Origin of the sequence: Streptomyces megasporus (assembly GCF_000718985.1) — a bacterium.
GTDB classification, from domain to species: domain Bacteria; phylum Actinomycetota; class Actinomycetes; order Streptomycetales; family Streptomycetaceae; genus Streptomyces; species Streptomyces megasporus.
Genome location: NZ_JODL01000024.1, coordinates 96724 through 123482 on the forward strand (window position 1 = coordinate 96724; position 26759 = coordinate 123482).

A 26759-nucleotide genomic window follows, 5' to 3' on the forward strand; every position below is an offset into this window, starting at 1 on the left:
CCAACGGCTATGGTGCGGTCACCTGTCCGGGCGAGGTGTGCGAGGGGGAGGCATGACGGCCGAGCCGGTCGAGGACGGCGACGCGGGGCCGGTGCCGCGCGTGGCGTCCGTGCTGGAGTCCGTGGTGGTGCACTCCGTCGGCGCCGTGTGCGTGCGGCGGGCCCGCTGCGTCCTCCCTCCCGCCCCGTGGCCGTCCCCGGGCGCCACCGCGCGGGTCCGGATCGAGGGCCTGCCGATCACCCTCGTCGAGCACTCGCTGCGCGGCCGGATCGTCTCCGGTCCGCCGGGCGTGCGGGTGACGGACGCGCGGGTGGAGCGGACCGCGACGCTCCGGCGGGCCGACGAACCCGCCGGGCCGCGGGCGGCTCTGGAGGAGGCCGAGAACCGCCGGGACGAACTGCGGGAGAGGCGCGACCGGATCGCGGCGGAGATCGACGAGGTGGCCGGGCTGCGGGCCGTTCCCCCGCAGCCCCGCCGCGGGGACCCGCCCCGCCGGACGCCGGTGGAGTCCCTCCTGGCACTGGCCGATTTCCTGGACGACCGGCTGACCCTGCTCCACGAGCGGCTGCGGGCCGCCGAGGACGGACTGCGTCGGGCGGAGCACGAGGTCGACGTCCTCGCCGACCGGCTCCGGAAGGCGTCGAGCGCGCGGTCCACGGCACGGGTGCCGGAGGCCGTCGCCGCCGTCCTGACGCTGGACCGGGACGGACGGGGCCGGGACGGCGGCGCGGGGGCCGAAGACGAGACCGCCGAGGCCGTCGAGGCTGTGGAAGCCGTGGAAGCCGCCGGGTCCGCCGTCGAGTTCGAGGTCGAGTACCAGGTGCCCGGGGCGACCTGGCTGCCGGTGTACCGGATGCGGCTGGAGGACACCGGAACCGGCTCCGGCGGGACGCTCGTCCTGCGAGCCTGCGTGGCACAGCGCACCGGCGAGGACTGGACGGGCGTACGGCTGGGCCTGTCCACCGCCGACCTGTCGCGGCGCACGGACGTGCCACGGCTTCGGTCGCTGCGGATCGGACGCCGTCGGACGGAGCCCACGGCGCGCGACTGGCGCGAACCCCCGTCCGGGTTGGAGGAGTTGTTCGCCGGTTACGACGCCGCCGTCGCCTCCCGGCCGTCCCCGCCCGCTCCCCGAGCCGCCGCCGTGGCCGGTGCCGGACGGCCGCGCGGCGCCCCTTCCGGCGCCGTGGCCCGTGCCGCCGCCCTGCCCGCCGCTCCCGCGCCCGCGCCGTCGCTCGTGGCGGGAGCGGCGCCCGCGCCGGTGCCCTCGGCTCCCCCACCGCCGGGCGCCTCGGACACGGCGTGGAGGGAACACGAGGCGCCCCGCGAGGTCGCCGGATTCGGTGGGCCGGCGTCTCCGGAACCGCCTCGGGAACCGTCCTCGCCGAGGCCGAGCGAGGAGATGCTCGACTACTCCCGTCTGACGCTGGCCGGGCCGGACGAGCCCGCGCGGCGCGGCAGGCTCCGGCCCGCGCCCGACGAGGGAGGTCCGGTCGCCGCCGAACACCGGCGGCGGGCCGAGGCCGTGGCGCGCCTGGCGCGACCGTCCCGGGCCGTCGACGTGCGGCACTCCGCCGGGTCCTTCCACCACCGCTACGACACCGCCGCTTTGGTGGACGTGGCGGCGGACGGCGCCTGGCACACGGTCCCGGTGTGCGAGGTGCCGGTGGAGACGGTGCCGGAGTACGTGTGCGTTCCCTCGGTGGACCGGACCGTGTACGGCACGGTGCTGCTGACCAACGCCTCCCGCCACGCGCTGTTGGCCGGACCGGCCGACGTCACCGTCGACGGCGACTTCGTCCTCACCGCGCCGCTTCCCACCCTCGCCCCCGGCGAGCGCCGGCGGGTCGGGATCGGCGCCGTGGAGAGCGTGCGGGTGACGCGGCGCACGCACCTGCGCGAGTCCACCGCCGGACTGCGCGGAGGGACCACGGTGCTCGACCACACCGTCGAGGTGGAGCTCGCCAACCGTCTCCCGCACCGGGTGACGGTCGAGGTCCGCGAACGGGTGCCCGTCTCGGACGAGAAGGACGTGCGGATCGAGGAACATCCGGCCACGCCGCCCTGGACGCCCCACGACGAGCCGTTCGACGGGGACGACGGCGGCACCGGCCACCACGTGCGTGGGGCCCGGATCTGGCGGGTGGAGTTGGAACCCGGCCGGACGACCGTGCTCAAGGGCGGATACGAGATCCGCGTCCCCGCGGGCAAGGCGCTGGTCGGCGGGAACCGGAGGGACTGAGCCACACCATGACGGACACCGCGTTCCCGGTCGACGCCACCGGCGGGCCGGATCCCCATCGGATGCCCACTCCCCTGCCGATCACCGCCGTGACCTGCATGGAGGATCGCGCCCAGGTCGAGCGGCAGGGCCGCGTCGAACTGGCCGCGGGGGTGGGGAGGTTGCGCGTCGGGCCGGTGACGCCGCTGGCGGTGGACCGCTCCCTGCGCGCCGAGGTCGTCCCCGGCCCGTCGGACGACGGGGCGACCGGGGCGACCGGGGCGGGAGCCGCCGGCGTCCGCGTCGTCGACGCCCGGATCGTGCGCACGTACGCGCCCGTGCCTCCGGGGGAGGCGGGAGAGGGCGCGTCCGAACTGCGGCGGAGGGTCCACGCGCTGGAGGAGGAGATCCGCGACGCCGGTCTGCGGCGCCGGCGGTTGGAGAGCCGGCTCGCGATCGTCGCCCAGGCCAGGGCGGACCTGTACCGCGAGGTCACCGAGGGCTCGGGGGCCGGCGCCGCCGACCCGGAGCGCTGGGCGGACCGGCTGGAGCGGATCGACGAGGAGGCCGAGACGCGCGGCACGGAGGCGCACCGTCTGCGCCGCCGGCTGCGGGCCCTGGAGGAGGAGCTGCGGGAGGCGCGCCTGGCCCTGGAACACACCGAGGAGGAACCGGAGGAACTGACGGCCGTCGTCGAGGTGGTCGTCGAGGCCGACCGCGCGGGACCGGCCCTGCTGCGCGTGTCCCATCTGGTGCCCTGTGCCCTGTGGCGTCCCGCCTACCGGGCCGGCCTGGCCGGGGACGAGCGGTCGGTGTATCTGGAGACCGACGCGGTGGTGTGGCAGCGCACCGGCGAGGACTGGGACGGGGTGCGGCTGTCGCTGTCCACCGCCCGGCCCACCCTGGCCGCGGGGCCTCCCGCGCTGCGCGAGGACGCGCTCGTCCTGCGGGACCGCTCCGCCGAGGAACGGCGCGCGGTCGAGATCGACCTGCGCGAGGAGGAGGTCCGCACCGTCGGCGCCGAGTCGGCCGGGAGCGAGGAGCTGCCCGGTCTCTCCGACGGTGGCGAGGTGCGGGTGCTGAGCGCTCCGACTCCCGTCCGGGTGAGGTCCGACGGGCGTCCCCACCGGGTGCGCCTGTCGTCGTTCACCGCTCCGTGCCGCACCGAGGCGGTCTGCGTCCCCGAGCTGTCGCCCCTGGTGGCACGGGTGGCCCACCTGGTCAACGAGGGCGGGCACGTCCTGCTGGCCGGACCGGTGGACCTGCTCCGCGGCGGCGGGTTCGTCGGGCGGGGCGAGCTGCCGTTCACCGGGCTCGGCGAGGAGCTCCGGCTGTCGTTCGGCAGCGAGGACACCTACCGGGTGGTGCGCCACGTCGAGGAGAGCCGCGACACCGTCGGCCTGGCGGGGATCAACCAGCGCACGGTGATCACGCGCAGGGTGCGGCTGTTCGTGTCGCGGCTCGACGCCTCCTCGGACGGCGAGACGGTGGAGGTCGTCCTCCGCGAGCGCGTCCCGGTCTCCGAGGTCTCCGCGGTCGAGGTGCGGCTGCGGAAGGACGCGTGCCGGCCGGAACCGGACGAGGACGTCGATCCGGACGGCATGCTGCGGTACGGGCTCCGGTTGGCGCCGGGAGAGAAGCGCGAGATCACGCTGGAGTACGAGATGACGGCGGCGAGCGGCGTGGTGGGCCTGTGAGTCGCCATCCGGGCCTCGCCCGCGGCTCCCCGCTGCCCACCGCTCACATCCCGCCATGTTGAAGGCGGTTGTCGAGAGGGCCTGACTCCGCGTCGCCTCCGGACTACGGTGATCGTCGACACCGGGCATCCGAGCGGTAGGAGCATCCCCCATGACGGACGGCGGCATCCGGCCGACACCCACGATCGACTCCACGGTGCCGCACTCGGCCCGGGTGTGGAACTACCTGCTGGGCGGCAAGGACAACTACCCCGTGGACCGGACGCTGGGCGACGCGATCCTCCGGGCGTCGCCGGGGCTGGCCGATGTCGCGCGCACCTCACGGGAGTTCCTGGGCCGTGCCATCCGGCATCTGGCCGGCGAGGTGGGCATCCGGCAGTTCCTGGACATCGGCACCGGCCTGCCGACCGCCGACAACACCTCGACGCCGACCTCCACGACACCGACACCATCCTGGCCGCCGCGGCCCGGACCCTGGACTTCGACCGGCCCGTCGCGCTCATCCTGATGGGGGTCATGGGGCACGTCGCCGACCACGACGAGGCCCTGGCGATCATGCGGAAGCTGGTGGACGCCCTGCCGTCGGGCAGCCACCTCGTCCACTACGACGGCACCAGCACCAGCGAGTCGATGGTCGACGCGCAGAATCGCTACAACGACAGCGACACCGCCGCCTACCACGTGCGCACACCGGAGCAGATCGAGCGGGCCTTCGACGGTCTGGAACTGCTCGAACCAGGAGTCGTGCCCTGCACCCACTGGCGTCCCGAGCCCGGTGCCGGCGAGCCGCGTCCGGTGGACGCCTACTGCGGAGTCGGCCGCAAACCGTGAGGGGCGCGTCCTCCCGAGGACGCGTTCCCGCTCCGGTCCCGTCGTGGGAGCCTCGGTGTTCGGGGCTCCCGCCGGCCGTGCGCGGTGCGGCACACCCCGCCACTGCCGAGGTTTCGAGAAGAGGCCGTACCACAGGCAAAAGCGTACTTTCAAGCCCCTTCCGGCGGCCCACTAGGCTCGACGGCATGGACTTCTCCGCAGCGTTGGAGTTACTGAGGGACGGCCGTCGCATGGCGCGCCGGAGTTGGATCCAACCGGGCAAGTACGTCTATCTGGAGCCGGAGTCGACCTGCGTCTCCCCCGACGGGCTGAGTCGGGTGCTCGCCGCCCACCTGCGGTTCGTCACCGCGGACGGCACCGTGCAGGTCGGGGTGCAGCCCTCGCACGCCGGGCTGCTGGCCGACGACTGGTACGACGTCGACGCCGACACCGGCGTCGGGCCCGATGCCCGGTCCGAGCCCGAGAAGGGGGAGTTGACGCCGCGCCCCACGTGAGTTCCGAGCGTCGTCCGTCGTCGGCGGCGAAGACGGCGGTGCGACCGGGTGGCCGGGCGGCCGAACGGCCGGGCTTCCGCACGGCCCGCGGCCCTTCCCCGGCAGGAGCACCGGGGAAGGGCCGCGGGTGATGTGGGGTCGGGGGTGTGGTCGGTCAGCGCTCCTCGACCACCGTGAACCGCAGTGTGTCGGTGAAGGTGCGGCCGTGGGCGTCGGTCGCGGTCACCGTGGCGCGGTGGGTTCCGGGCCTGAGGTCGGCGGGCAGTTCGAACCGCCACAGGTGCATCGTCCGGTCGGCCACGCTGCCGCCGTGGACCAACTGCCGGGCGACCGCGTGCGGGTCGGACCACTCCGGACCGACCAGTTGGTCCTCACCCCTGGCCCGCTGGGTGCGCACGGCCTCGCGGGCCCGGCCGCCGTCGAGGGAGACCTTCACCTTCGAACCGGTGGAGCCCATCCAGAAGTTGGTGGTCAGCCAGGTGGTGCCGGTCAGGTCGGCCCTGTCGATGACGCTGGTGTCGCCGAGTTCGGGGGCCGGGCCCTGCTTGTTCTTGTTCCAGGCCTGCCGGTCGGCGTACCACTGGCGGTAGGTGGGCGAGTTGACGCCCAACTGCATCTGGACGTCGTCCTTCTCGCCCGTGACGGTGAAGCGCTCCGTGAAGGAGTTGCCCTTGATCTCCAGCGTCAGGACGCCCGGGCGCGCACCGTCGCGGCCGACGGCGACCGGGTAGCCCTTGTCGGTCAGTTCGCCGGAGTACCAGTCGCCGGAGACCGCGCCGGCGGTGATGTGCGGGAAGGGCAGCCCCTCGACGCCGAAGATGTCGCGCCAGCCCTTGAACAGGTCGCCGGTCTTCATGTTCTCGATGGAGTGGGTGTGTCCGGCCACGGAAACCGCCTTGCGGCCCTTCAGCAGTTCGTAGACCTCGCGGACCTGGTCGACCTGGTGCCGGGCGCTGCCCTCGTCGGCGAAGGTGAGCAGCGGGATGTGTCCGGCCACGACGATCAGCTTGTCCGAGGGGACCTTCGCCAGATCGCGCTCCAGCCACGTCAGTTGGTTCTCGTCGAGCCGGCCGTTGTAGGACGGGCTGCCCACGGGGTCGTCGCAGTTGGGGCGGCGTCCGTCGACGTTGTCGACGTCCGGGGTGCACGGGTAGCGCACGGTGTTGAGGGCGACGACGTGGGCCCGGCCGACGTCGTAGGAGTAGTAGGCCGGGGCCAGTTGGGCCCGGAAGGTGTCGAAGGAGTGCTCGGCTGTCCTGGCGTCGTAGTCCAGGTCGTGGTTGCCGGGCAGGAAGCGCACCGGGCCGTTGAGTTCCCTGACCAGGTCCTTGACGTCCGGGTACAGGGAGAGGTCGTCGCCGACCACGTCGCCGATGAAGAGGGCGCCGCAGCTCGCGTAGTCGTTCCGCTTCGCCAGGTCGGCGATGGCTCCGGCGCGGGCGTAGCCGACCTCGGTCCTGTTGTACGTCTGGAGGTCGCCGGCGATGACGCAGTCCTGCTCGCGGTTCTTGGTGAACCGGCTCTCGACCAGCGGGAAGTTCACGGCCTTCGGGAGCGGGCCGGTGGGCTCGATCCCGCCGTAGCGCAGTTCGGGAGACCCGGCGGGCAGGTGGTTGTAGTGGAACTGCGCGATGTTGTGCTCGTCGACGGGCACCTGGTAGCCGGCCGGCTGAGTGATGAAGACGGTCATGTTGTCGTGGGCGGGCAGCCTGTAGCGGCCGTGGCGGTCGGTGGTGACCACGTCGCGGCCGTTGGAGACCAGCACCCCGGCCACGCCGCGCTCGCGCCTGTCGCTGCTGCTGTCGCGGTCGGCGTCGAGGAAGACCCGGCCGGTGAGCGTCTTCCCGTCCGTGTCGGTGCCGTCGCCCGGCACGACCTCGACCTTGCCCCGGTAGGCGCTCGCGTCCCAGTCGTTCCTGTTCGCGTCGTTCCTGTTCGCGTCGCTCCTGTTCGCGGCGCTCCGGTTGACGTCGTTCCGGTCGGCCGGGGCGGCGGACGCGGGCGTGGCCGTCGTCGTCTGCACGGCCACGGCGGCGAGCGCGGAGCTCGCGATCGCCACCGCGCTGAGCGTCGCGAGTCCGGCGCGCACCGGTCTGGACGTGGGGCGAGTGAGTGACACTGCTCCTGACACCTCCATGGGTCCTTCGCTGACCTGTCGTCGACTGCCGGTGGGCCGGTCCGACCCGTGCCGCACCCGCGTACGGTGACCCTGCCGGGTGGAGCTGAACTGCGGGCGAGGAGAAAGCGACGTGTCGGAGGACCGTGTCGCTCCATCGTTTCCGCTGCCCCCGGGAAGGGACGGAAAGGGCGTCCGGGGACACAAACCACCGGAACGGCGTTCCGGTGGGCATCCTCGCCCCGGCCGGCTCGTCCGGGGCCCGTCCGGGTCCTGCCCTCAGAGCTCGCCGCGCGCCATGGCCGACAGCCGGTCGAAGACGGAGGCGTCCACCCGTACCCCGTCGTGGGCGTGGGCGTTGGTGATCCAGGGACGCAGCCCGCGGACGTGCGCGGCGGTGCGCAGGGAGTGCTCCCGGTCGACGTACATGTCGTCGTGGTACACGGCGGCCACCACCGGAACCCGGTTGTCGGCGAGCCGGTCGAGGTCGTACAGCGGGGGCCAGTCGACGCGTTCGGCCAGCAGGTGGGCGGCGTCGCGCAGCGGCACCAGCGCCGGATCCTCCTCGAAGTGCCAGGGGTAGACCATCTCGCCGGTGAAGCGCAGTGGTCCGCCGCGGGAGGCGTCGAAGGCGGGGAACTCCTCCCGCACCCGGTGCGCTGACCAGGCGGTGGGCCGGCCGCCCTGGGCGTAGATGGCCTCGTGGAGGACGGCGTAGAGGGGGCGTTCGGCGAAGGAGACGGTGGACTCCACGCCGCGCAGGAAGGTGTCGGAGAGTTCCGGCCCGTGGGGACCGGGGACGAACGCGGTCTCCAACAGGTAGTGGATGCGGTCGAACGTCGAGACGCCGCCGAGGGTGATGCCCAGGGTCTGGAAGCGACGCGCGGTGAGGCGCTCGCCGGTGGGCAGGCGCACGTCGTGCTCGGCCAGGTGGGCGGCCACGGCGTCGGCGAGGCGCTGGTCGCCGGGGTAGCGGTCGAAGTAGCGGGCGTTGTGCTCCAGGACGCGGGCGTAGGCGGCGCGGTAGACGTCGTCGGCGTGCGCGGTGAGGGCGGGCAGGCCGCCGGTGATCAGCACCTTCTCCAGGCCCTCGGGGGCGAGGGAGAGGTAGCTCAGGGCGCAGAAGCCGCCGAAGCTCTGGCCGAGGACCGTCCAGGGGCGGTCCTCCTCCCCGTCGGCGGCGAGCCGGCGGCGGAGCAGTTCGGCGTCGCGGACGATCGAGTCGGCGCGGAAGTGCGCGAGGTGGTCGGCGGTGGCCGCGGCGTCGGGGTGGACGGCGAGGGTGCGGCGGTCGGCGGGGGTGCTGCGTCCCGTGCCGCGCTGGTCCATCAGGACGACGCGGTGGTCGCGCAGCGCTCCGCGCAGCCAGGCGCCCGGGGCGTCGGGGCGCTCGGCGCGGTGGCCGGGGCCGCCCTGGAGCCACAGCAGCCGGGGCAGGTTCTCCCGCTCGCGTCCGGCGGCGGTCACCTCGCGGGCGAACAGGGTGATCGTCTCGCCGTCGGGGCGGGCGTGGTCCAGGGGCACCTCGAGGGTGTGGTCGGTGAGGACGAGCCCGTTGTGGCGGTGGACGACGTTCATGGCGGCCTGCGGTTCCTCGCGTGGTGGTGGGCGGTGTGGTGTCGGGGCCGGAAGCGGTCCCGGTCCCTTTCGGCACCGTACCGCCACCGCCCTCGGAGCCCGCCCTCCGATCGGGTGGCCTTCCCCGACCGCGCCGGCGACGGCGGGAGTCGCCGCGGCCGGCTGCGGCATGATCGCCTCACGGCCGTCCGGGCGGCCGGCCGGTCCGGGCGCGGAGGAGGAGCCATGGAGACGGGGGCGGCGGAACGCGAACGGGCTCAGCAGAACGCCCGGCACGAGGCCGGCCGGCTGCGGGCCGAGGGCATCCGCGGCATCGCCCTCACCTGGGTGGACAACGCGGGCATCACCCGCACCAAGACCGTGCCCACCTCCCGGCTCGCGCACGCCGCGCGCTGGGGCGTGGGCATGTCGCCCGTCTTCGACGTCTACACGGTCGACGACTCGATCACCACCAGTCGCCACATCGGCGGTCCCTGCGGCGACCTGCGTCTCTTCCCCGACCTGGAACGGTTGACGGCACTGGCCGGACAGCCGGGTTGGGCATGGGCCCCCGTCGACCGGTACACCCAGCGGGGCGAGCCGTACCCCGCCTGCCAGCGGCTCTTCGCCCGGCGTCAGACCGAGCGCGCCCTGGCCCTCGGGCTGGAGCCGCGGATGGGCTTCGAGACCGAGTGGACCGTCCTGCGCCGCGACGCCCCGAAGCCGGGGTCCGGGGAGCCCGGGGAGCCCGGAGAGTCCGAAGAAGACGCCTGGGAGACGCGCTACCCGGACCGCGGTCCCGCGTACGGGATGGCCCGCGTCGTGGCGCTCTCCGACTACCTCGGTGACGTCCTCGGCGCCCTCCTCGACCAGCACGTCGACGTCCTCCAGCTCCACCCGGAGTACTCGCCGGGGCAGTTCGAGGTGTCCACCGCGCCCTCGGACCCGGTCGGCGCCGCCGACCTGGCCGTGCTGGTGCGGGAGACGGTGCGGGCGGTGTCGGCGCGGCACGGGTTGGCCGCCTCCTTCGCCCCCGTCGTCGAGGTCGGGCGGGTCGGCAACGGCGGCCACCTCCACCTGAGCCTGTGGCGGGAGGAGAGGAACCTGTGCCGGGGCGGCGAGGGCCCGTTCGGCATGACGGCGGACTGCCAGGCCTTCCTCGCCGGGGTGCTGCGGGAGCTGCCCGCGCTGCTGGCCGTCGGCGCACCCTCACCCGTCAGCCATCTGCGGCTGGAGCCGTCCCGCTGGGCGGGGGTGTTCCGGTGCTGGGGCCTGGAGAACCGGGAGGCCGCCCTCCGTTTCATCACCGGGGCGCCGGGCGACCCCGGTGGCGCGAACGCCGAGGTCAAGTGTTTTGACGCGGCGGCCAACCCCTATCTGGTGACCGGCTGTGTGATCGCCGCCGGACTGGCCGGGATCGCCGACCGTCTGACGCTGCCCGAGCCGGTCTCCGGCGATCCCGCCGAGCGGGGGGACCAGCCCCGGCTGCCCACCTCGGCGGCCGAGGCGCTGGAGCGCTTCGAGCGCTCCGGCGTGCTCCGCGAGGCCATGGGGGACCCGCTGTTCGAAGCGTTCGCCGCCGTGCGCCGGGCTGAGATCGAGTTGTTCGCGTCCGCCGCGCCCCAGGACGCGGCGGACGCGGTCCGAGGGAGGTACTGATGGCCGAGGCGTCCGATCTGCCGCCGTTGGTGGACCACCACTGCCACGGCGTGGTCCGCGGCGACCCGGACGACGAGACGTTCGCGTCGTACCTGGTGGAGGCGGACTCCCCCGCCGCGCCCGGCACCTCGTACTTCGACACCCAGTTGGGGTTCGCGGTGCGCCGCTGGTGTCCGCCGCTGCTGGACCTGGAGGCCCACTGCCCGCCCGAGGAGTACCTGGAGCGGCGTCGGGAACTGGGCGCGGCGGAGGTCACGCGGCGGCTGCTGGGCGCGGACGGCATCGCCGACTACGTGGTGGACACCGGCGTGGCCGCCGACCTGACCGGCCCCGACGAGATCGCGGCGGCGGGCGGCGGACGGGCCCACGAGGTGGTGCGGTTGGAGCGGCTGGCCGAGGAGGCCGCCGACGCCGCGGGCACCGTCGCCTCCTTCCTCGACGTCCTGAACGGCGCCGTGGCGGGGTCCGCGCGCACCGCGGTGGGCTTCAAGTCGGTGGCCGCCTACCGTCACGGGCTGGACCTCGACCCCGAACCGCCCTCCGACGCCGAGGTGCGGACGGCGGCCGACCGTTGGCTGGTGGACCGGGAGCCCGGCGGCCGGGTCTTCGACCCCGTCCTGCTGCGCCACCTGCTGTGGTCCGCCGCGCGGACCGGCCTGCCGCTGCAACTGCACACCGGGTTCGGCGACACCGACCTGCGACTGGACCGCTGCGACCCGCTGCTGCTCACCGACTTCGTGCGCGCCGTCCGTCCCACCGGCTGCACGCTGGTCCTGCTGCACGGCTACCCCTACCACCGGCACGCCGCCTACCTGGCGCACGCCTACCCGCACGTGTACGCCGACGTGGGGTTGGCGCTGAACCACACCGGCGCGCGGGCCGGCGAGGTGCTGGCCGAGGCGCTGGAGCTGACCCCGTTCGGCAAGCTGCTGTTCTCCACCGACGCCTACGGCCTGCCCGAGCTGTACGTGGTGGGGTCCGCCGTCTTCCGCACCGCCCTGACCCGGGTGCTGTCCCGCTGGACGGGCGAGGGGCTGTGGTCCTACGACGACGCCGAGCGGGTGGCCGCCATGGTCTGCGCGGACAACGCCCGGCGCGTGTACGGACTCGATCAGGGCTGAGCCCGGCCCCGGCCGTCCCGAGGCGGGGGCGACGCCGGACGCCCTTCCGGGCCTGCGGACGGCCCGCCCGTGGCATGAGGTCACGTCCGCAGGTGGGAGGCCCCGTTGAGGTCCAGGACCGCGCCCGCGCTCCATTCGGCCTGGGGGGACGCCAGCCACAGCACCGCCGCCGCGACCTCCTCCGGCGAGGCCACCCGCCCGTAGGGGCTCTGTGCGCGGATCGCCTCGCCCTCGGCCCCCGTCAGCCGGTGGGCGACCCGGTCGGTGTCGATGAAGCCGGGCGCCACCGAGGTCACGGCGATGCCGTGGGGGGCCAGGGCCACGGCGAGGGACTGGCCCAGCGCGTGCACCGCCGCCTTGGTGGCGCCGTAGGCCGGGTGGTCCGGTTCGCCGCGGAACGCCCCGCGCGAGCCGATGTTGACGATGCGCCCGCCGGTGCCCTGGTCGATCATCCGTCGGGCGACGGCGTGGCTGAGGTTGGCGGTGCCCAGCAGGTTGACGGCCGTGTGCTCCCGCCAGGCGGCGCACCACGTGTCGTAGTCCGTGCTCGCGGGCGGGTGCGGGGTGTTGATCGCGGCGTTGTTCACCAGGACGTCGATGCCGCCCAGTGCCTCGGCCGCCGCGTCCGCGAGGTCCGCGGTCTGTCGCGGGTCGGCCAGGTCCGCGCCGAGCAGCACGTGTCCGTCGCCCGCCAGCCGGGCCAGGGTGGTCTCGGCGTCCCGCCGGCGGGTTCCGTGGTGGACGGCCACCCGGTCCCCGTTGGCGGCGAACGCCTCGGCCACCGCCCTGCCCAGCCCCCGGGACGCGCCGGTGACCAGGACGCGCCGCCCGGTGGCGGGGAAGGCGGGCGCGTCGGCGGTCGTGTCCTGCTCCGGGTACTGCACGGCGGGGCTCCTCACGGGCGGGTGCGTCATGGGCGCCCACACCCTAATGCGGCCGCGTCGGCGGGGCCTGGCTCGGCGACGCCGAGTACGTCGAGCGCCGCGAGCACCTGTGGCTGCGCGCTCTGCTCGACCGAGCGGACCGGCCGATACCCGGTTGACGCATGGGGCCCGGTCCCGGATGCTGCGACCGTGATCGACACCGGACTCGCCGAACGGACCGTCCTCGTCACCGGTGCCGCCGCCGGGATCGGCGCCGCGACCGCCCGTGCCTTCGCCGCCCAGGGCGCGCGCGTGGCCGTCCACCACCTGCCCGCCCAGGACCCACCGCCCACGGGGGTGCGGTGGGAGCACGCCGCTCCGGCCGCGGAGGCGGCCGAGGCGTTGGCCGCCGAGTCGGACGGGGCGGTCGCGGTCGCCGCCGACCTGGCCGAACCGGACGCGGCGCGGCGGCTGTTCGACGCGGTGGAGGAGCGCCTGGGGCCGGTCGACGTGCTGGTGAACAACGCCGCGCACTGTGAGAGTCCGGACACCCTCGCCGAGTTGACCGCAGGCGGCCTGGAGCGCCACTACCGGGTCAACGCGATCGCCCCGGCCCTGCTGACGGCCGAACTCGCCCGCCGCACGCGGGACCGGACCGGCCGGGTGGGGGACGGCGCGGGCCCGTGCGTGGTGAACGTCTCCACCGACGCCGCGCGCGCCTTCCCCTCCCAGATCGGGTACGGCACGTCCAAGGCGGCGCTGGAGGCGCTCACCCGGGCCGCCGCCTTGGACCTGGCCCCCGACGGGATCAGGGTCAACGCGGTGGCGCCGGGTCCGGTCCAGACGGGGTGGATCGGCGAGGAGATGGTCGAGGAGGTCCGGTCGATCGTGCCCCTGGGGCGGCTGGGCGAGCCCGAGGACGTCGCCGACGCCGTGGTGTTCCTGGCCTCCCGTCAGGCCCGCTGGATCACCGGGCAGGTCGTCCAGGTCTCCGGCGGCCACGCGCTGTGAGTTCCCTCGTCCGCCCGGAGGGCGGCGCGTTCCGCGTCCCCGGGCCGTGGCGGAGCCGAGCGGCGGGGCCGGGCCGGCATCACGCCACGGCCCCGGCCCGTGCCGTCTCGACGCTCTCCCGCTCGTCCCGGCCGGGGCGCATCACCTGGGCTCGGTCCAGCAGTTCCTCGACGGTGTGCTCCACGTCGAGCCGGTTCTCCAGCCGTACGAACTGTCCGGGGGTGGTCCCGGTGGCGACCCGCGGCGGGGTGAGCAGCCGGCAGCAGTCCTCGTCGGGCAGCCGTGAGATGTCGGCGGTGCCGATCCTGGCGGCCTCCTCCATGATCTCGGTCTTGTCCCAGCCGAGCAGGGGGCGCAGCACCGGCAGGGGGCTGGCCTCGTCGACGGTGGCGATGTTGGACAGGGTCTGGCTGGCCACCTGGCCGAGGCTGTCGCCGGTCACCAGCGCCCTGGCGCCGACGCGGCGGGCCAGTTCCCCGGCCACCCGGACCATCAGCCGCCGCTGCGCCATCACTTGGAGCCGGCCCGCGCCGGCGGTGGCCAGGGACCGCTGAGCGGTGCCGATCGGCACGATGTGCAGCCGGGCGTCGGGCTGGTACCGGGTGAGTTCCCGCACCAGGGCGTAGGCCTTGTACGCGGAGGAGGGGCCGGTGTAGGGGGCGCCGGTGAAGTGCACGAAGTCGCACCGCAGTCCGCGTCGCATGGCACGGTGGGCCGCCACGGGCGAGTCGTAGCCGCCCGACAGCAGCACCATGGCACGGCCGCTGGCCCCGACCGGCAGGCCACCCTGTCCGGGGAGCCGTTCGACGGAGAGGTGGACCGCGTCCCGATCGACCTCGACCGCGACCTCCACGGACGGGGACGTCAGGTCCACCGGCAGGCCCAACTCCCGCTGGATTCGGGCGCCGACGAGGGCTGCGAGGTCGCTCGACCGCAGGGGGAAGCTCTTGTCGCGGCGCTTGGCCCGGACCGCGAAGCCACCGGTGGCCGGGGCGCGGTCGCGCAGCAGGTCGACGGCGGCCTCGGCCACGGTCTCCGGGTCCTTGGCCACCGCGATCGCGGGCTGGATCACGCTGAAGCCCGGCACGCGCCGCACCCGTTCCACCATCCGCTCCACCGGGACGGAGCCGGTGAGCACCGTGACGCTGTGTCCGGTGCGGATGCGCACCTCTCCCTCGAGCCCTTCGAGGGCCTTGCGGAGGTTGCGCTGCAGCAGTTCCTCGAAGCGTCCGCGGTTGCGGCCCTTGAGGACGACCTCGCCGTGCTTGAGCAGAACGCAGGAATGGGCCATGGCATCCTCCAGACGGTTCCGGGGGCGCTTTGGGCCCCTCCCGGTCCGTTCGCTGTCCGTGTTCCGAGTCCGTACTCCGACTCCGGCCTCCGTACTACGGCCTCCGTGCTCCGTGCTCCGACTCCGGCCGTGTCTCACACCGTGGCGTGTGGGCCGGCTCGGCGTCCGCGTCGTCTCCGCAGCGGGCGGCCGGCGCGCGGGCGTGGTTTCCCCACCTGTCCATTCTCCTTCCCCTCGGTCTGCCGGGGGCTCGACGGCCCCCTTCCCGCCTTAGATCTTGAGCCCGAGTTTGTCAACTTACTTTACGTGATGTATATGAAAAGTATTGAAGTCGGAAGATCGTCGGTCGTGTCGGAAGGAGATCCTCGTTGGCCCCGATGATGTGGCTGCTCATCCCGTTGATCACCGGTATATGCGCCGTGACCTGGGCCGTTTACGTCCAGCGCCCCCGGCGGGGCGACCTGTGGCACGACTCCGCGCGCTACCGGAGGCTGAACGAGGCGTTCAGTCGTTCGCTTCCCGAACAGAGCCGGCTCCGAACCCGGTGAGCTCCACGGCGACCCTCGCCGTGCCCGTCGCTCCCGGTACCCGAACCCCTTCAGAGGGTGTGGACCGTCCGGCCTCGGGAACCTGCTGACCATCGCGCGCCGGGGCACAGGGCCCGGTATCGCGCCGACGGGGCTGAAGGGAGCGGGCGATGGCGAAGGACGACCCTCTGGACATGGCGGTCGGCACGGGTACGGTCACGACGTCCGTACCGGCCCGGCTCGACCGCCTCCCGTGGTCGCGCTGGCACTGGATGATCGTGATCGGGCTCGGCACGGTGTGGATCCTCGACGGCCTGGAGGTCACGGTCGTCGGCAACATCGCCGGGCGACTGGCGGAGGAGGGCAGCGGCCTGCCCATCACCTCCGCCCAGGTGACGGGCGTCGCCGCGGCCCTGTACGTGGCGGGAGCCTGCTCGGGAGCGCTGTTCTTCGGCTGGCTGACCGACCGCTACGGCCGCAGGAAACTCTTCATCATCACGCTGGCCGTCTACCTGGGCGCCACCGCGCTGACCGCCCTGTCCTTCTCCAGTTGGTGGTTCTTCCTCTGCCGCTTCCTGACGGGCTTCGGCATCGGCGGCGAGTACGCCGCCATCAACTCCGCGATCGACGAGCTGATCCCCTCCAAGTACCGCGGCCGCATCAACCTGATCATCAACGGCAGCTTCTGGCTGGGCGCGGTGGGCGGCTCGCTGCTGTCCATCGTCATGCTGGACACCGACATCTTCCCCATGAACATCGGCTGGCGGCTGACCTTCGGCTTCGGCGTCGTCTTCGGACTGGTCATCCTGCTGGTGCGCCGCCACGTCCCCGAGAGTCCGCGCTGGCAGTTCATCCACGGGCAGGGCGACGAGGCCGAGCGGTTGGTGAACGAGGTCGAGGAGGGGATCCGGGCCGAGAAGGGCACCGAGCTGCCGCCGCCCGCCGGCGAGATCACCATCCACACCCGCCGGAGCATCGGCTTCGGGACGATCGCGCGCACGGTCTTCTCCCACTACCGCAAGCGCGCCGCACTGGGCTTCGCGCTCTTCATCGGCCAGGCGTTCCTCTACAACGCCATCACCTTCGGCTTCGGCGCGATCCTCCACACCTTCTTCGACGTGCCCACCGGCTCGACCGGCTACTACTTCGCCGTCATCGCCATCGGCAACTTCTTCGGCCCGCTGCTGCTGGGCCGGTTCTTCGACACCGTCGGCCGCCGCATCATGATCTCCGGCACCTACCTCCTCTCCGGGCTGCTGCTCTTCGGCACCGCCTGGCTCTTCGACAGCGGCCGGCTGACCGCGACCACCCTCACGGCCTGCTGGTGCGTGGTGCTCTTCTTCGCCTCGGCCGGCGCCAGCTCCGCCTACCTGACGGTCAGCGAGGTCTTCCCCATGGAGACGCGAGCCATGGCGATCGCCTTCTTCTACGCCCTCGGCACGGCCGCCGGCGGCATCAGCGGACCGCTGATCTTCGCCAAGCTCACCGAGTCCGGCGTCGTCGCCGACACGGTGCTCGCCTTCCAGATCGGCGCGAGCCTGATGACCCTGGCCGGGGTGGTGGCGGCCTTCCTGGCCGTGCCGGCCGAGAGGCGCTCGCTGGAGGAGATCGCCACACCGCTGTCGGCGCAGTCGGCCTCCGAGCCGAGCGGGCGCGCCTGAGCGCCGCCCCGAAGCGGGGAAGCGAGGGGCTCCCCGGCGGTGAGCCGGGGAGCCCCGAGCCGGAGAGCCCGCGCCGCCGGACGACCCGGGGGTGGTGGAGCCTCAGTCGGCGTCGCCGCGCGGGGTCAGGGCGCGGAGCCGCCCGTCCAGTTCACCGCTGTAGAAGTCCATGAAGCCGTCGGGGTCCGGACCGGCGTTCTGCATCACCAGCCGGTCGTAGCCCGCGTCAACGAAGCCCTGCGCGGCCTCGACGAAACGGTCCGGGTCGGAACCGCACGCGAACTTCCCCAGCACGTCCTCCTCGCGGACGGTGGTGGTGGCGGCCTCGAAGTTGACCGGATTGGGCAGTTCGCTCATGACCTTCCATCCGGTCAGGGCCCACCGGGAGGTCTCCAGGACCGCTTGGGCGGCGGTGCGCTCGTCGGGCGCCCAGGCCATGGGCACCTCGGCGTAGCGGGGTCCGGCGCCACCGGCGTCCCGGTAGTGCCGGACGATCTCCGGTTTGTCCTCGGTGGCGAACAGGCCGTCGCCGAGTTCGGCGGCGATCCGCGCCGACGGCTCGCCGCTGGCGGCCACCGCGATGAGCGGCGGCTCGTCGGGGAGGTCGAAGACCCGCGCGTCCTCCAGTCGCAGGTGCTTCCCCTCATAGGAGCGGTATCCGCCGCGCCACAGCAGCCGGATGATCTCCAGCGCCTCGCGGAGCATCTCGTGGCGCAGCCTCACGTCGGGGAAGCCGCGGCCGACGACGTGCTCGTTGAGCCGTTCCCCGGAACCGACGCCGAGAACGAACCGGCCCTCGGAGATCAGGGCGAGCGTCGCGGCGGCCTGGGCGATGATCGCCGGGTGGTAGCGCACGGTCGGGCAGGTCACCCCGGTCGCCAGTCCGATCCGCTCGGTCTTCGCCGCGATGGTGCCCAGGACCGTCCAGGCGAACGGCGAGTGGCCCTGGTTGTCCAACCAGGGGTGGTAATGGTCGCTGATCTCCACGAAGTCGAACCCGGCCCGCTCCGCGCGCACCGCCTGCCGGACGAGTTCGGCGGGGCCGAACGCCTCGGCCGCCAGCTTGTAACCGATCTGCATGTGTCCCTCGCTGCCGTCTTTCCGTCCGCCCTGGAGTGCCCGGAAGACGCGGCGCGAAACGGCGGGGTGGACCGTGCGGAGGACGGGCTCCGTCGACCGTGCGCCGGCCGTGCGGGGAGGACCGCCCCGCACGGCCGGGGTTCACAGGTCGAACTCGTGGGGCGGCAGGCCGAGCGCGTGACACGCCTCGGCGACCACGGACCGCTCGGTGAGGTCGAAGTGGCCGTCCGAGCCGCCGATGACGATGCCGATCTGGACGACGGCCCGGGCCTCGACGGGCTTCCTCCTGGCCTTGGCGATCTCCGCCAGGGCGCTCTCCCTCCCGGCCTCGACATCGGCGGCGAGCCGGTCCAGCCACTCCTCGAAGCGTCGGCTCAGCTCGTCGGCGGGGAAGTTCTTCAGGACCTCGTTCTGTTCGATCAGGTACGACACGCGCCGCCGCTCGGCCGGATCGATCGCGCCGTCGGCCGCCGCGACCAGCGCGCACATCGCCATGCTCGCGTCCCGGAAGGCGCCGCCCCTGAGCTCCTCCCTCCTCGCCTCCAGCTCGGTCTGCATCGTCCGGGCCGACTCCTTGAGACGGTCCCACAGGGTCATGAGCACACTCCGTACGTCACCGAGGGTCCACACCGCGCGCCGCCGTCCGGACCGTCCGCCGGGCGGGGCGGTACCGGGGCACGGCCGTCCTCGCTTCGCCACCTGCCCGTAGCAGGATAGGAGCGCCCCGCCGCCCTCGGCGCCGTCGCCCCTGGCCGGCGAGGGGAAACGAGCCGGTTGGTGAGCGTGCGTCACCAACCGGGCCCGGTACGGGAAACCGTGTCCGACCGCTCGCGGCGGCGTCCGGACGAGGACGGGTGGCCCCGTCCGACGGACGACGAGGCCCGCCTGACGGGTGATGAGGGAAACCCGAGCCGATCTTTTCCCCATCGGGGGGTGTGATCCGCCAGAGGCCGGGCATGCGGACGGTACGGCCGCGCCACGATGTCCCCCCTCCCCCTCGTCGTCGGCGCGGCCTTGCCCTGTCCCCACCAGGCGCGTCCACGCCCCTCGGCACTCCGATCCGGTTCCGCCGCCCCCCCCTCGCGTGCTCCTCCCCCGCGCGGAAAACCGGCGAGCCCGCACGCGCGCGAGGCACGCCGAGTCGATCCGTCGGACCCCATCGGCCTCCATCGGACGCCGTCGGGTTCCGTCGGTCGGGGAACGATGAGTTTCGCCCTCCCGGCCGGTCCACCCATCGGAATCACTCGGAATCGACCGCCAGGAGGCGCACCGTGCAGAAGATCACCACCAATCTGTGGTTCGACGGCCAGGCCGAGGAGGCCGCCCGCTTCTACACCTCCCTCTTCGACGACTCCCGGATCACGGACGTTCAGCACTACAGCGAGGTCGGCCCCGGCGAGCCGGGCACGGTCATGACCGTCACCTTCGAGCTCGCCGGTCAGCAGTTCGTCGCGATCAACGGTGGGCCCGAGTTCTCGTTCACCGAGGCCATCTCGCTCTCCGTGGACTGTGCCGACCAGGCCGAGGTGGACAGGCTGTGGGCCCGGCTCACCGAGGGCGGCGAGGAGGGCCCCTGCGGATGGTTGAAGGACAGGTACGGCCTGTCCTGGCAGATCGTCCCCCGGCAGTTGACCGAACTGCTGAACGACCCCGACCCGGCCAGGTCGGAGAAGGCCATGAAGGCCATGCTCGGCATGAAGAAGATCGACGTCCAGGGCCTGCTGGACGCCGTCGGCCGGTGACGTCCGCCCCGCTCGCGCGGCGGCGGGCGCCGCACGAGCGGGGGCGGCTCAGGCCGTCCCGGCGGCGTCCGGGCGGCGCAGCCGCACCAGGGCGTCGACGGCATGGGCCGCCGGTTCGCCGTCGGGGCCGAGCACCGGCCGGTGGAGCTTCTCGGCACGCACCGTCTCCAGCCCCTCCCCGGCCAGATCGGCGAGCACGTCCTCGGGGGTGAACAGGACGGCGGGGTCCTGGGGTCCGCCGACGCCCTCGGTGAGGTTCGCGGTGTCGTGCCCGACGACGAGCAGGGTGCCGCCGGGCGCCGTGGCCTCGGCCGCGCGCCGCAGCACCGCACGGCGCCGGTCGGCGGGCAGGTGCAGGTAGACGACCAGCACCAGGTCGAACGCGCCGGGCTCGGGTCGGTGATCGGACAGGTCCGCCCGGACCCAGGTCACACGGCCGCGGATGTGCTCGGCCTGCCGCTCGGCCAGGCGTCGGCCGCGGTCGAGGGCGACGGCGGAGAAGTCCACGGCGGTCACCTGCCAGCCCCGGGCGGCCAGCCAGAGGGCGTTGCGCCCCTCGCCCGCCGCCAGGTCCAGCGCGCGTCCGGGCATGAGCCCCTCGGTCTCCCGGACCACCCAGCGGTTGGCCTCCTCCCCCCACACCATCTCGGCCGCCGCGTAGCGCTCGTCCCATGCCCGGCTGTCCATCGTCTCTTTGTGCTCCTCGTACTCGGTGTGTGCCCGGCCGGCCGCCGTGCCGCGTGGGCCGGCCGGACCTCGGTGTCCACCTTGCCGAACGCGATGCCCCGGCGCCGACCCGCCACGCGCTCGTGGACGGGCTCGACCGTCCGACGTCCGGCCGGGACCGCATCCGGGCGGCCCGGACGTGGTCGCTCCCGTCCCGGCCCGGCCCCTCCGCCCCCGGCCCGCACCTCCGGTAGGCTACCGCTGAGCATCCGTGGAGCCGTGTGTTCCACATCCATCGGAGCGCGGGGAAGGAGGAGCACGATGACGCCGGGTGTGCGCCGCGTCCCCGCCTCCTCCTGGGCCGCCTACGGGCTGGTGCTGGCTCTCACCGCCTTGTTGGCGCTGTTCTGCGCCCAGTCCGCGGCGTCCCCGGGCCCTGCGGACGGCACGGCCGTCTCCTCGGCCTCCGCCGTCCTCCACTCCTCGGTCCCGGCCTCCGCGGAGCCCGCGCAGGCCGCCGCGGTCGGGGACGACGGCGGGTCGTCCTCGTGTTCCGTCCGCGACGGAGGCATCGAGCCGCAGACCCCGCCGGGCGGCGGCAGCGGCGATTTCGCCGTGCCCTCCGTCGACCGTGACCGCACGGTGCCCGCGGTGCCGGACGTCCACGCGGACCGGCGCTCGGGGGGCGTTCCTCCCGCGCACGCTCCGCCGTCCCACACCATCCTGCGGATCTAGATCCCGTCCGGGGCCGGCCGTCTTCGGCCGTTCCCCTTTTCCGTCGTCAGCATCCACACGCGGTCCTCCGACCTTCCGGGCCCGCGTTCCGACAGGACGGGATCCTCTCGTATGCTCTCCTCCCTCTCGCGCACCCTGCGCACCGCCGGCACCGCCCTGGCAGGGTGGCCCCCGCTGCGCTGGGGCGCCGCCGTCGGCGGCGCCGCCGTGACGGCCCTGCTCGTGGGCCTGCCCACCGCCGTCATCCCCAACCCGCTGTTCTCCCGCATGATTCCGACGCTGTGGTGGAACTATCCGGCGCTCGCCGTCACCGCCGTGCTGGCCGGGATCGTCATCGCCACCTACGTCAGGACCCCCACCCCCCGGACGAGCCGCACGGGCACCTTCGGCGGTGTGCTGTCCTTCCTGGCCGTCGGCTGCCCAGTGTGCAACAAGTTCGTCCTCATGGCCCTGGGCACCTCCGGCGCCCTCACCGTCTGGGCCCCTCTCCAGCCGTTCCTGGCGCTCGCCTCGGTGGCGTTGCTCGCCGTGGCGGCGGTGAAGCGGCTGGCCGGTGAGGTGGCCTGCCAGGTCCCCGCCCGGGACGCCACGCCCGCGGCCTGACGTCCCCTTCCTCTCCTCGACCCACGGTCCCCACCACGACCGTTCTCCCACAGACCTTCCGGAGCTTTGCCGTGTCCACCACATCCAGCACGTCCAGCGCGTCCGCACGCCGCAGGCGCGGTGTGTTCGCCGCCGTCGCCGTCCTCGTCCTCGCCCTCGTCCTCGGACTGGTGTCCGCCCTGGGAGGCGCCCCGGACTCCGGGAGCGGCGGCGAGTCCGCCGCCCCCGCGGAGACCTCCGAGAGCCCCCAGGCCCCCAACGAGGCGCTGCTCGCTCTCGCCCGCCGCGATGACGGCGATCCCAACGCCCTCGGCCGGGCCGACGCCCCCGTGGTGCTGATCGAGTACGCCGACTTCCAGTGCCCGTTCTGCGGGAAGTTCGCCCGCGACACCGCACCGGAGCTGATCGAGAAGTACGTCGAGTCGGGTGTACTGCGCATCGAGTGGCGCGACTTCCCGATCTTCGGCGAGGAGTCCGAGGCCGCCGCACGGGCCGGATACGCCGCCGGGCGGCAGGGGCGGTTCTGGGAGTTCAACGAGGTCGCCTACAGCGAGGACCGCAAGAGGAACAGCGGCCACTTCGCCGAGGACAAGCTCGTGGAGATGGCCCGCGAGGCCGGCGTGAAGGACCTGGAGAAGTTCCGCGCCGACATGGAGAGCGCGGACGCCGACAAGGCGATCGAGCGGGACGCCCGGGAGGGCTACGACCTCGGGGTCACCAGCACCCCCGCCTTCCTGGTCAACGACCGCCCCATCCTGGGCGCCCAGCCCACCGAGGTCTTCGTCGAGGCGATCGAGGCGGCGAAGAAGGCCGCGGAGGAGCACGGCAAGTGAGCGACATCGGATATCTCGCCGCGTTCATCGGCGGGCTGCTCGCCCTGCTCAGTCCGTGCAGCGCCTTGCTGCTGCCCGCCTTCTTCGCCTACTCCTTCAACAGCCCGGCCCGGTTGTTCGGCCGCACCGCGGTGTTCTACGCCGGCCTGTGCCTCACCCTCGTCCCGCTGGGCGCCGCCGGTTCCTTCGCCGGGCGCCTGTTCTACGGCAACCGCGACCTGCTGATCACCGTCGCCGGCTGGATCGTCATCGCGCTCGGCGTCGCCCAGATCCTGGGCCTGGGGTTCGCCTCGCGCCGGATGCAGGCCGCGGCGGCCGGCATCCGGCCCTCCTCGCCCCTGTCGGTCCTGGCCCTGGGAGCGGTGTACGGGCTGGCCGGCTTCTGCGCCGGCCCCATCCTCGGCGGCGTCCTGACCGTCGCCGCCGTCAGCGGCAGCCCCTGGTACGGCGGCGCCCTGCTGGCCGTCTACGCGCTGGGCATGGCCCTGCCCCTGTTCGCCCTGGCCTTGCTCTGGGACCGCTTCGAGCCGGGGCGCAAGCGGTGGCTGCGCGGCCGCCCCCTGCGTATCGGGCCGTTGGAGACGCACAGCACCTCGCTGCTGTCGGGGCTGTTCTTCATCCTGCTGGGGGCCGTCTTCCTGCTCTTCGACGGCACCTCCGCACTGCCCTCGCTGCTCGGCGTCGACCAGGAGTTCGAGCTGCAGCAGTGGGTGGCGCGCTGGAGCGGCGGGGTGCCGGACGCGGCGGTGCTGATCGGGATCGCCGTGGTCGCGGCCACCGTCCTGCTCGTGCGCACGCGCCGCACGGACGCGCGGAAGGTGGACGGCGAGGGCGTCTCCTCCGATCGGACGGGGTAGCGAGGCCCCCGCCGGGGCCCGGGGGCTGTTCCAGCCCCCGGGCCCCGGCGGGAAGCGTAGGCGAGAGCCTCTGGCCGACGCGCGTAGAACCGTGCATCATGAGGGTGCTCCACATGCACTGAAGCCCCATCCGGCACTTCCCGCACTGCCGTCACGCCTGCCTGCTCGCGGTCGGTGCGGGACGCACCCGCTCAGGATTGTCATGATCGCGACAAAGTCGCCCGCTGATGACATGGACAGGACAGCCGCCTGACGGTCGGCCGTCCGAGGAGGGAGCAACGTCATGGCTTGTGGATCCACCTACCTCTGGCGAGGGGAGGCCACGTGGTTCTGCTGCGGCAACGCGTGGGGCCCCTGCGGCAGCCACGGCGGCGGCGCCTGCGGCACCTGCCGCTCCAGCGCCAACCACGGCGCCTGGCCCAACGCCTCCGCCGCCTGCTGGGACATCACCCGTCCCGACCTGTGCGGCGAAGGCAACATCCCGCGCAGAGGCTGCGGTTCGGTGATGAACGTCAGACACCAGTGCACCGGCGCGACCGTGTGCATCACCATCACCGACTGCGGCCCCCGCACCAAGAGCTTCTGCGGCGAGGCGGCCTGCTGCAACGGCCAGTGCCGCACCAACCGCATCCTCGACCTGACGCCCGCCGCGTACTCCGCCATCGGCAGCCTCAGCTCCGGCAAGCTGCCCGTCTGGATCTACGAGTGAGGGGGAACGACGTGAGCCCGAACCGGAACACTCCCGACGCCCCCGAAGGCCGGGAGCTCCACCGCAGACGCTTCCTGTCCGCCGCCGCGCTCGGCGGCGCCACCATCGTCGGCGCCTCCGCCCTCGGCGGCCTGGACGCCGACGCCGCCTTCGCCGCCCCCTCCCCCTCCCTGGACCCCGCGATCGCCAAGACGTCCTTCGCCGAGGGCCGCGTCGCCGGGATCAACGGCAGCATGCTGGAAGTGGCCGGCTCGCACGGCGAGTTCCACCGCGTCCAACTCACCAACGCCACCAGCATCTGGAAGCTCCATCCCACCACCGCCGACGCCGTCGAACCCGGCGACGGACTCTACGCGCGCGGAGTGGAGATGCCCGACGGCAGCATCGCCGCCGACGCGGTGTGGGTGAACATCGTCAACCTGCACTGCACCATCCGCGGCATCGGCAGGGACCGGCTCGAACTCGCCCACAACAACCACGCCGTCGTCGGACGTGTCGTGAAGGGCACCACCGCCGCCTCCTACCACGGATCCGCCCTCAGCTCCGACCTGTCCCGGCTGCGCATCGGCCAGGACGCCCAGGTGTTGGGAGCGTGGCGTCCCAAGGACGACTCGATCGACATCGCCCGGGTCTCCGTGGGCCGCTGAGGACACCGGACACACGAGGGACACGAGAGGAGACAAGGGATGCTGTCGCTGCTTCGCGATCTCGCACCGCTCGCCCTCGGCGCGCTCCTGGCCTGGAGCGGCGCGGTCAAGCTCGCCGGCCGCGCCCCCGAACGCCGGGTGGCCGGCACGGCGCTCGAACGTCTGGCGAACGGTGTCGAGCGGGCCACGGTGGCGCTCCGGGCGGTCGGTGCGGCGGAACTCCTCGTCGCCGCCGCCCTGTTGACGGCCCCGGCCGTGGCGGGCCCGGCGGGGGCGGTGTGGTCGGGGACGGCGGCGGCCCTCCTCGGCGCCGCCTTCACCGGCTACCTCGTCCACGGCAGGGTGACGGCGCCGGATTCCTCCTGCGGGTGCACCGCCCGCGGCGACGAGCCGATCGGCCCGCGCGCCTTCGCACGGGCCGGGCTGGTGGTGGTCGGCGGCGCCGCCTCGGCGGTGGCCGCCGGCCCGTGGTGGGAGACGGTCTGGCGGCACCCGGTGGCGGCCACGGCCCTCCTCGCCGGGTGCGGGGCGGTCGCGGCCGTGCTCTTCGCCGACCTCGACCGTCGCCTGCTGTTGGCCCTGCGCCGCCTGCGGCTGCGGGTCTTCGGCCACCCGCTGGAGGGCGCCCCGAAGGTGGTGCCGGTCGAGGCGTCGGTCGAGTTGCTGGAGCGGTCCCTGGCCTGGGAGGCCGCCGCCCCGGTCGTGCGGTCCGGACTGCGCGACCACTGGGACGAGGACGGCTGGCGCTTCCTGCGGTACACCGGAACCCACGGGACCGACCGGAACGCCCGGCGGGTCTCGGTCCTCTTCGCCCTGGACGTCCACGCCGACCTCGACACCGCGTCGAGACCGGCCGTGCGCGTCGCCGTCCTCGACGAGGAGACCGGGGAACCGGTGACGGACGCCCTGGAGGACGTCACGGCCCGCACCGCCCTGCCGATCGTCACCTGACCCGGCCCGCCCCGCGTCCGGTGACCTCGGGCCCGGCTCCGCCCTGACAGGGAGCCGGGCCCGCCCACGTCGAGAAGCGGGCCGGACAGCGGCCGGGCCCGACGCCGCCTACCGTCCACCGGGGCCCAGCGGACCCAACTCCCGCAGCACGTCCTCCAGTTGGCCGAAGGTGAGCGACGGCTCGGGCAGGGGGCGGGCCGCCTCCGCGCGCAGGCCGTCCAACAGCAGGGCGAGGTACCGACGCCAGGCGCCGGGCACGACGGCGGCGGAGGCCGGCACCACCCTGCCCAGCGCGGCCAGGGCGAACAGGAGATCCTCGGCGGTGACGTCCCGCCGCACCGTGCCCTGTTCCTGGGCACGGCCGATCAGGACGCCGATCGTCTCGTGGTTGTGGGCCCGCAGCGCCTCCAGGGACGGCACGCCCTCCACCCCCGTGGTCATCAGGTCGTTGGCGCCCCGATCGGCGGCCAGCCCCTCGAAGACCCGTTCCAGGTAGGTGGTGAGGCTCTCCCACGGGTCCTCGCCGCGCCGGACCTCCTCGCCCCACCGCATGGTCTCGGCCAGGGAGTCGCCGAAGACCGCCTCGATGAGCGCCCCCCGGGTGGGGAAGTGCCGGTAGAGGGTGGCGTTTCCGACTCCGGCCCGACGGGCGATCTCGTCCAGTGGGGCGTCCACGCCCTGTTCGGCGTAGACCGCGCGGGCGGCCGCGAGCAGCAGCTCCCTGTTGCGCCGCGCGTCCCGCCGCAGGGGTGCCGCTCTCCCCGCTCCGCCTCGTCCGGCCACGTCCATGGCCGGCACCTTAACAGGGAAACGTGGACCACTCCCCGGTCGGCTGCTAGGGTCCCCTGAAACGGGGAGTACTCCCCGCTTCTTTCGCCGTCATGCCT

At 73.7% G+C, this 26759-nt stretch carries 24 protein-coding genes and 1 pseudogene; 17 read left to right on the forward strand and 8 right to left on the reverse strand.

The window, feature by feature from the left end; translation table 11 throughout:
* The first annotated feature begins 52 nt into the window (after positions 1-52).
* The 4 genes and pseudogenes from IF47_RS0119745 (at position 53) to IF47_RS0119760 (ending at position 5243) form a co-directional block, all read left to right on the forward strand.
* The gene (locus IF47_RS0119745; RefSeq protein WP_078591982.1) at positions 53-2242 is read left to right on the forward strand and encodes a DUF4139 domain-containing protein; all 2190 of its coding nucleotides are present in this window, start codon (positions 53-55) and stop codon (positions 2240-2242) included.
* A gap of 8 nt (positions 2243-2250) precedes the next feature.
* Positions 2251-3918 (forward strand): DUF4139 domain-containing protein, encoded by a 1668-nt coding sequence (locus IF47_RS0119750; RefSeq protein ID WP_245641177.1) that lies wholly within the window; start codon positions 2251-2253, stop codon positions 3916-3918.
* Between the two features lie 151 nt (positions 3919-4069).
* Positions 4070-4749 (forward strand): annotated as a pseudogene (locus IF47_RS28020) (SAM-dependent methyltransferase).
* A 185-nt stretch (positions 4750-4934) separates the two neighbouring features.
* Positions 4935-5243 carry a Thoeris anti-defense Tad2 family protein gene (locus IF47_RS0119760; protein WP_078591983.1) on the forward strand — a complete coding sequence of 103 codons (309 nt, stop codon included), beginning with the start codon at positions 4935-4937 and terminating at the stop codon, positions 5241-5243.
* Between the two features lie 154 nt (positions 5244-5397).
* On the opposite strand, the gene IF47_RS0119765 is transcribed toward IF47_RS0119760, so the two are convergent.
* Entirely contained in the window at positions 5398-7302 is a 1905-nt protein-coding gene (locus IF47_RS0119765; protein WP_031510203.1) for a calcineurin-like phosphoesterase C-terminal domain-containing protein, read from the reverse strand.
* Between the two features lie 336 nt (positions 7303-7638).
* A complete protein-coding gene (locus IF47_RS0119770) occupies positions 7639-8937 on the reverse strand; it encodes an alpha/beta fold hydrolase (RefSeq protein WP_031510204.1) in 1299 nt (432 codons plus the stop codon).
* 225 nt (positions 8938-9162) lie between these two features.
* Between IF47_RS0119770 and IF47_RS0119775 the strand changes: the two genes are divergently transcribed.
* Complete coding sequence (locus IF47_RS0119775) at positions 9163-10575, forward strand: glutamine synthetase family protein (protein WP_031510205.1); 1413 nt, start codon at positions 9163-9165, stop codon at positions 10573-10575.
* Positions 10575-11696 (forward strand): amidohydrolase family protein, encoded by a 1122-nt coding sequence (locus tag IF47_RS0119780; RefSeq protein ID WP_031510206.1) that lies wholly within the window; start codon positions 10575-10577, stop codon positions 11694-11696. The genes IF47_RS0119775 and IF47_RS0119780 overlap by 1 nt, the downstream gene beginning before the upstream one ends.
* 80 nt (positions 11697-11776) lie before the next feature.
* Here IF47_RS0119780 and IF47_RS0119785 read toward each other — a convergent pair whose 3' ends face one another.
* On the reverse strand, positions 11777-12580 hold the full coding sequence (locus IF47_RS0119785; protein WP_031510207.1) for an SDR family NAD(P)-dependent oxidoreductase: 804 nt from the start codon (positions 12578-12580) through the stop codon (positions 11777-11779).
* A gap of 189 nt (positions 12581-12769) precedes the next feature.
* On the opposite strand from IF47_RS0119785, the gene IF47_RS0119790 reads away from it, so the two are divergent.
* Entirely contained in the window at positions 12770-13570 is an 801-nt protein-coding gene (locus IF47_RS0119790; RefSeq protein ID WP_031510208.1) for an SDR family NAD(P)-dependent oxidoreductase, read from the forward strand.
* A 79-nt stretch (positions 13571-13649) separates the two neighbouring features.
* Here IF47_RS0119790 and thiI read toward each other — a convergent pair whose 3' ends face one another.
* Complete coding sequence (thiI, locus tag IF47_RS0119795; protein ID WP_031510209.1) at positions 13650-14861, reverse strand: tRNA uracil 4-sulfurtransferase ThiI; 1212 nt, start codon at positions 14859-14861, stop codon at positions 13650-13652.
* Positions 14862-15229: 368 nt separating this feature from the next.
* On the opposite strand from thiI, the gene IF47_RS30810 reads away from it, so the two are divergent.
* Positions 15230-15409 carry a hypothetical protein gene (locus IF47_RS30810; RefSeq protein ID WP_157840008.1) on the forward strand — a complete coding sequence of 60 codons (180 nt, stop codon included), beginning with the start codon at positions 15230-15232 and terminating at the stop codon, positions 15407-15409.
* 149 nt (positions 15410-15558) lie between these two features.
* Positions 15559-17049 carry an MFS transporter gene (locus IF47_RS0119805; RefSeq protein ID WP_051717913.1) on the forward strand — a complete coding sequence of 497 codons (1491 nt, stop codon included), beginning with the start codon at positions 15559-15561 and terminating at the stop codon, positions 17047-17049.
* A gap of 102 nt (positions 17050-17151) precedes the next feature.
* Here IF47_RS0119805 and IF47_RS0119810 read toward each other — a convergent pair whose 3' ends face one another.
* Positions 17152-18129 (reverse strand): TIGR03557 family F420-dependent LLM class oxidoreductase, encoded by a 978-nt coding sequence (locus tag IF47_RS0119810; RefSeq protein ID WP_031510211.1) that lies wholly within the window; start codon positions 18127-18129, stop codon positions 17152-17154.
* Between the two features lie 141 nt (positions 18130-18270).
* The gene (locus IF47_RS0119815; protein ID WP_031510212.1) at positions 18271-18726 is read right to left on the reverse strand and encodes a tellurite resistance TerB family protein; all 456 of its coding nucleotides are present in this window, start codon (positions 18724-18726) and stop codon (positions 18271-18273) included.
* Positions 18727-19400: 674 nt separating this feature from the next.
* Here IF47_RS0119815 and IF47_RS0119820 point away from each other — a divergent pair.
* Positions 19401-19871 (forward strand): VOC family protein, encoded by a 471-nt coding sequence (locus IF47_RS0119820; RefSeq protein ID WP_031510213.1) that lies wholly within the window; start codon positions 19401-19403, stop codon positions 19869-19871.
* Positions 19872-19919: 48 nt separating this feature from the next.
* On the opposite strand, the gene IF47_RS0119825 is transcribed toward IF47_RS0119820, so the two are convergent.
* Entirely contained in the window at positions 19920-20558 is a 639-nt protein-coding gene (locus IF47_RS0119825; RefSeq protein WP_031510214.1) for a class I SAM-dependent methyltransferase, read from the reverse strand.
* A 300-nt stretch (positions 20559-20858) separates the two neighbouring features.
* Between IF47_RS0119825 and IF47_RS0119830 the strand changes: the two genes are divergently transcribed.
* The 7 genes from IF47_RS0119830 (at position 20859) to IF47_RS0119860 (ending at position 25872) form a co-directional block, all read left to right on the forward strand.
* Positions 20859-21272 carry a hypothetical protein gene (locus tag IF47_RS0119830; protein ID WP_031510215.1) on the forward strand — a complete coding sequence of 138 codons (414 nt, stop codon included), beginning with the start codon at positions 20859-20861 and terminating at the stop codon, positions 21270-21272.
* 111 nt (positions 21273-21383) lie between these two features.
* A complete protein-coding gene (locus IF47_RS0119835) occupies positions 21384-21875 on the forward strand; it encodes a hypothetical protein (protein ID WP_031510216.1) in 492 nt (163 codons plus the stop codon).
* Positions 21876-21946: 71 nt separating this feature from the next.
* Positions 21947-22708, forward strand: a complete 762-nt coding sequence (locus IF47_RS0119840) for a DsbA family protein (RefSeq protein ID WP_031510217.1) — start codon at positions 21947-21949, stop codon at positions 22706-22708.
* A complete protein-coding gene (locus IF47_RS0119845; RefSeq protein ID WP_031510218.1) occupies positions 22705-23565 on the forward strand; it encodes a cytochrome c biogenesis CcdA family protein in 861 nt (286 codons plus the stop codon). The genes IF47_RS0119840 and IF47_RS0119845 overlap by 4 nt, the downstream gene beginning before the upstream one ends.
* A 283-nt stretch (positions 23566-23848) precedes the next feature.
* Positions 23849-24274 carry an RlpA-like double-psi beta-barrel domain-containing protein gene (locus IF47_RS0119850; protein ID WP_031510219.1) on the forward strand — a complete coding sequence of 142 codons (426 nt, stop codon included), beginning with the start codon at positions 23849-23851 and terminating at the stop codon, positions 24272-24274.
* 11 nt (positions 24275-24285) lie between these two features.
* Positions 24286-24921 (forward strand): hypothetical protein, encoded by a 636-nt coding sequence (locus tag IF47_RS0119855; RefSeq protein WP_031510220.1) that lies wholly within the window; start codon positions 24286-24288, stop codon positions 24919-24921.
* Between the two features lie 39 nt (positions 24922-24960).
* On the forward strand, positions 24961-25872 hold the full coding sequence (locus tag IF47_RS0119860; RefSeq protein WP_031510221.1) for a MauE/DoxX family redox-associated membrane protein: 912 nt from the start codon (positions 24961-24963) through the stop codon (positions 25870-25872).
* Between the two features lie 108 nt (positions 25873-25980).
* On the opposite strand, the gene IF47_RS0119865 is transcribed toward IF47_RS0119860, so the two are convergent.
* Positions 25981-26661, reverse strand: coding sequence for a TetR/AcrR family transcriptional regulator (locus IF47_RS0119865; RefSeq protein ID WP_051717915.1), 681 nt, complete (start codon positions 26659-26661; stop codon positions 25981-25983).
* Positions 26662-26759: the final 98 nt, after the last annotated feature.

Coding starts and splice junctions, on each gene's coding strand:
- IF47_RS0119815 (WP_031510212.1), bottom strand. CDS start 18,726: ATGACCCTGTGGGACCGTCTCAAGGAGTCGGCCCGGACGATGCAGACC.
- IF47_RS0119750 (WP_245641177.1), top strand. CDS start 2,251: ATGACGGACACCGCGTTCCCGGTCGACGCCACCGGCGGGCCGGATCCC.
- IF47_RS0119860 (WP_031510221.1), top strand. CDS start 24,961: ATGCTGTCGCTGCTTCGCGATCTCGCACCGCTCGCCCTCGGCGCGCTC.
- IF47_RS0119810 (WP_031510211.1), bottom strand. CDS start 18,129: ATGCAGATCGGTTACAAGCTGGCGGCCGAGGCGTTCGGCCCCGCCGAA.
- IF47_RS0119830 (WP_031510215.1), top strand. CDS start 20,859: ATGACGCCGGGTGTGCGCCGCGTCCCCGCCTCCTCCTGGGCCGCCTAC.
- IF47_RS0119850 (WP_031510219.1), top strand. CDS start 23,849: ATGGCTTGTGGATCCACCTACCTCTGGCGAGGGGAGGCCACGTGGTTC.
- IF47_RS0119745 (WP_078591982.1), top strand. CDS start 53: ATGACGGCCGAGCCGGTCGAGGACGGCGACGCGGGGCCGGTGCCGCGC.
- IF47_RS0119835 (WP_031510216.1), top strand. CDS start 21,384: ATGCTCTCCTCCCTCTCGCGCACCCTGCGCACCGCCGGCACCGCCCTG.
- IF47_RS0119780 (WP_031510206.1), top strand. CDS start 10,575: ATGGCCGAGGCGTCCGATCTGCCGCCGTTGGTGGACCACCACTGCCAC.
- IF47_RS0119775 (WP_031510205.1), top strand. CDS start 9,163: ATGGAGACGGGGGCGGCGGAACGCGAACGGGCTCAGCAGAACGCCCGG.
- thiI (WP_031510209.1), bottom strand. CDS start 14,861: ATGGCCCATTCCTGCGTTCTGCTCAAGCACGGCGAGGTCGTCCTCAAG.
- IF47_RS0119825 (WP_031510214.1), bottom strand. CDS start 20,558: ATGGACAGCCGGGCATGGGACGAGCGCTACGCGGCGGCCGAGATGGTG.
- IF47_RS0119865 (WP_051717915.1), bottom strand. CDS start 26,661: ATGGACGTGGCCGGACGAGGCGGAGCGGGGAGAGCGGCACCCCTGCGG.
- IF47_RS0119805 (WP_051717913.1), top strand. CDS start 15,559: ATGGCGAAGGACGACCCTCTGGACATGGCGGTCGGCACGGGTACGGTC.
- IF47_RS0119760 (WP_078591983.1), top strand. CDS start 4,935: ATGGACTTCTCCGCAGCGTTGGAGTTACTGAGGGACGGCCGTCGCATG.
- IF47_RS0119770 (WP_031510204.1), bottom strand. CDS start 8,937: ATGAACGTCGTCCACCGCCACAACGGGCTCGTCCTCACCGACCACACC.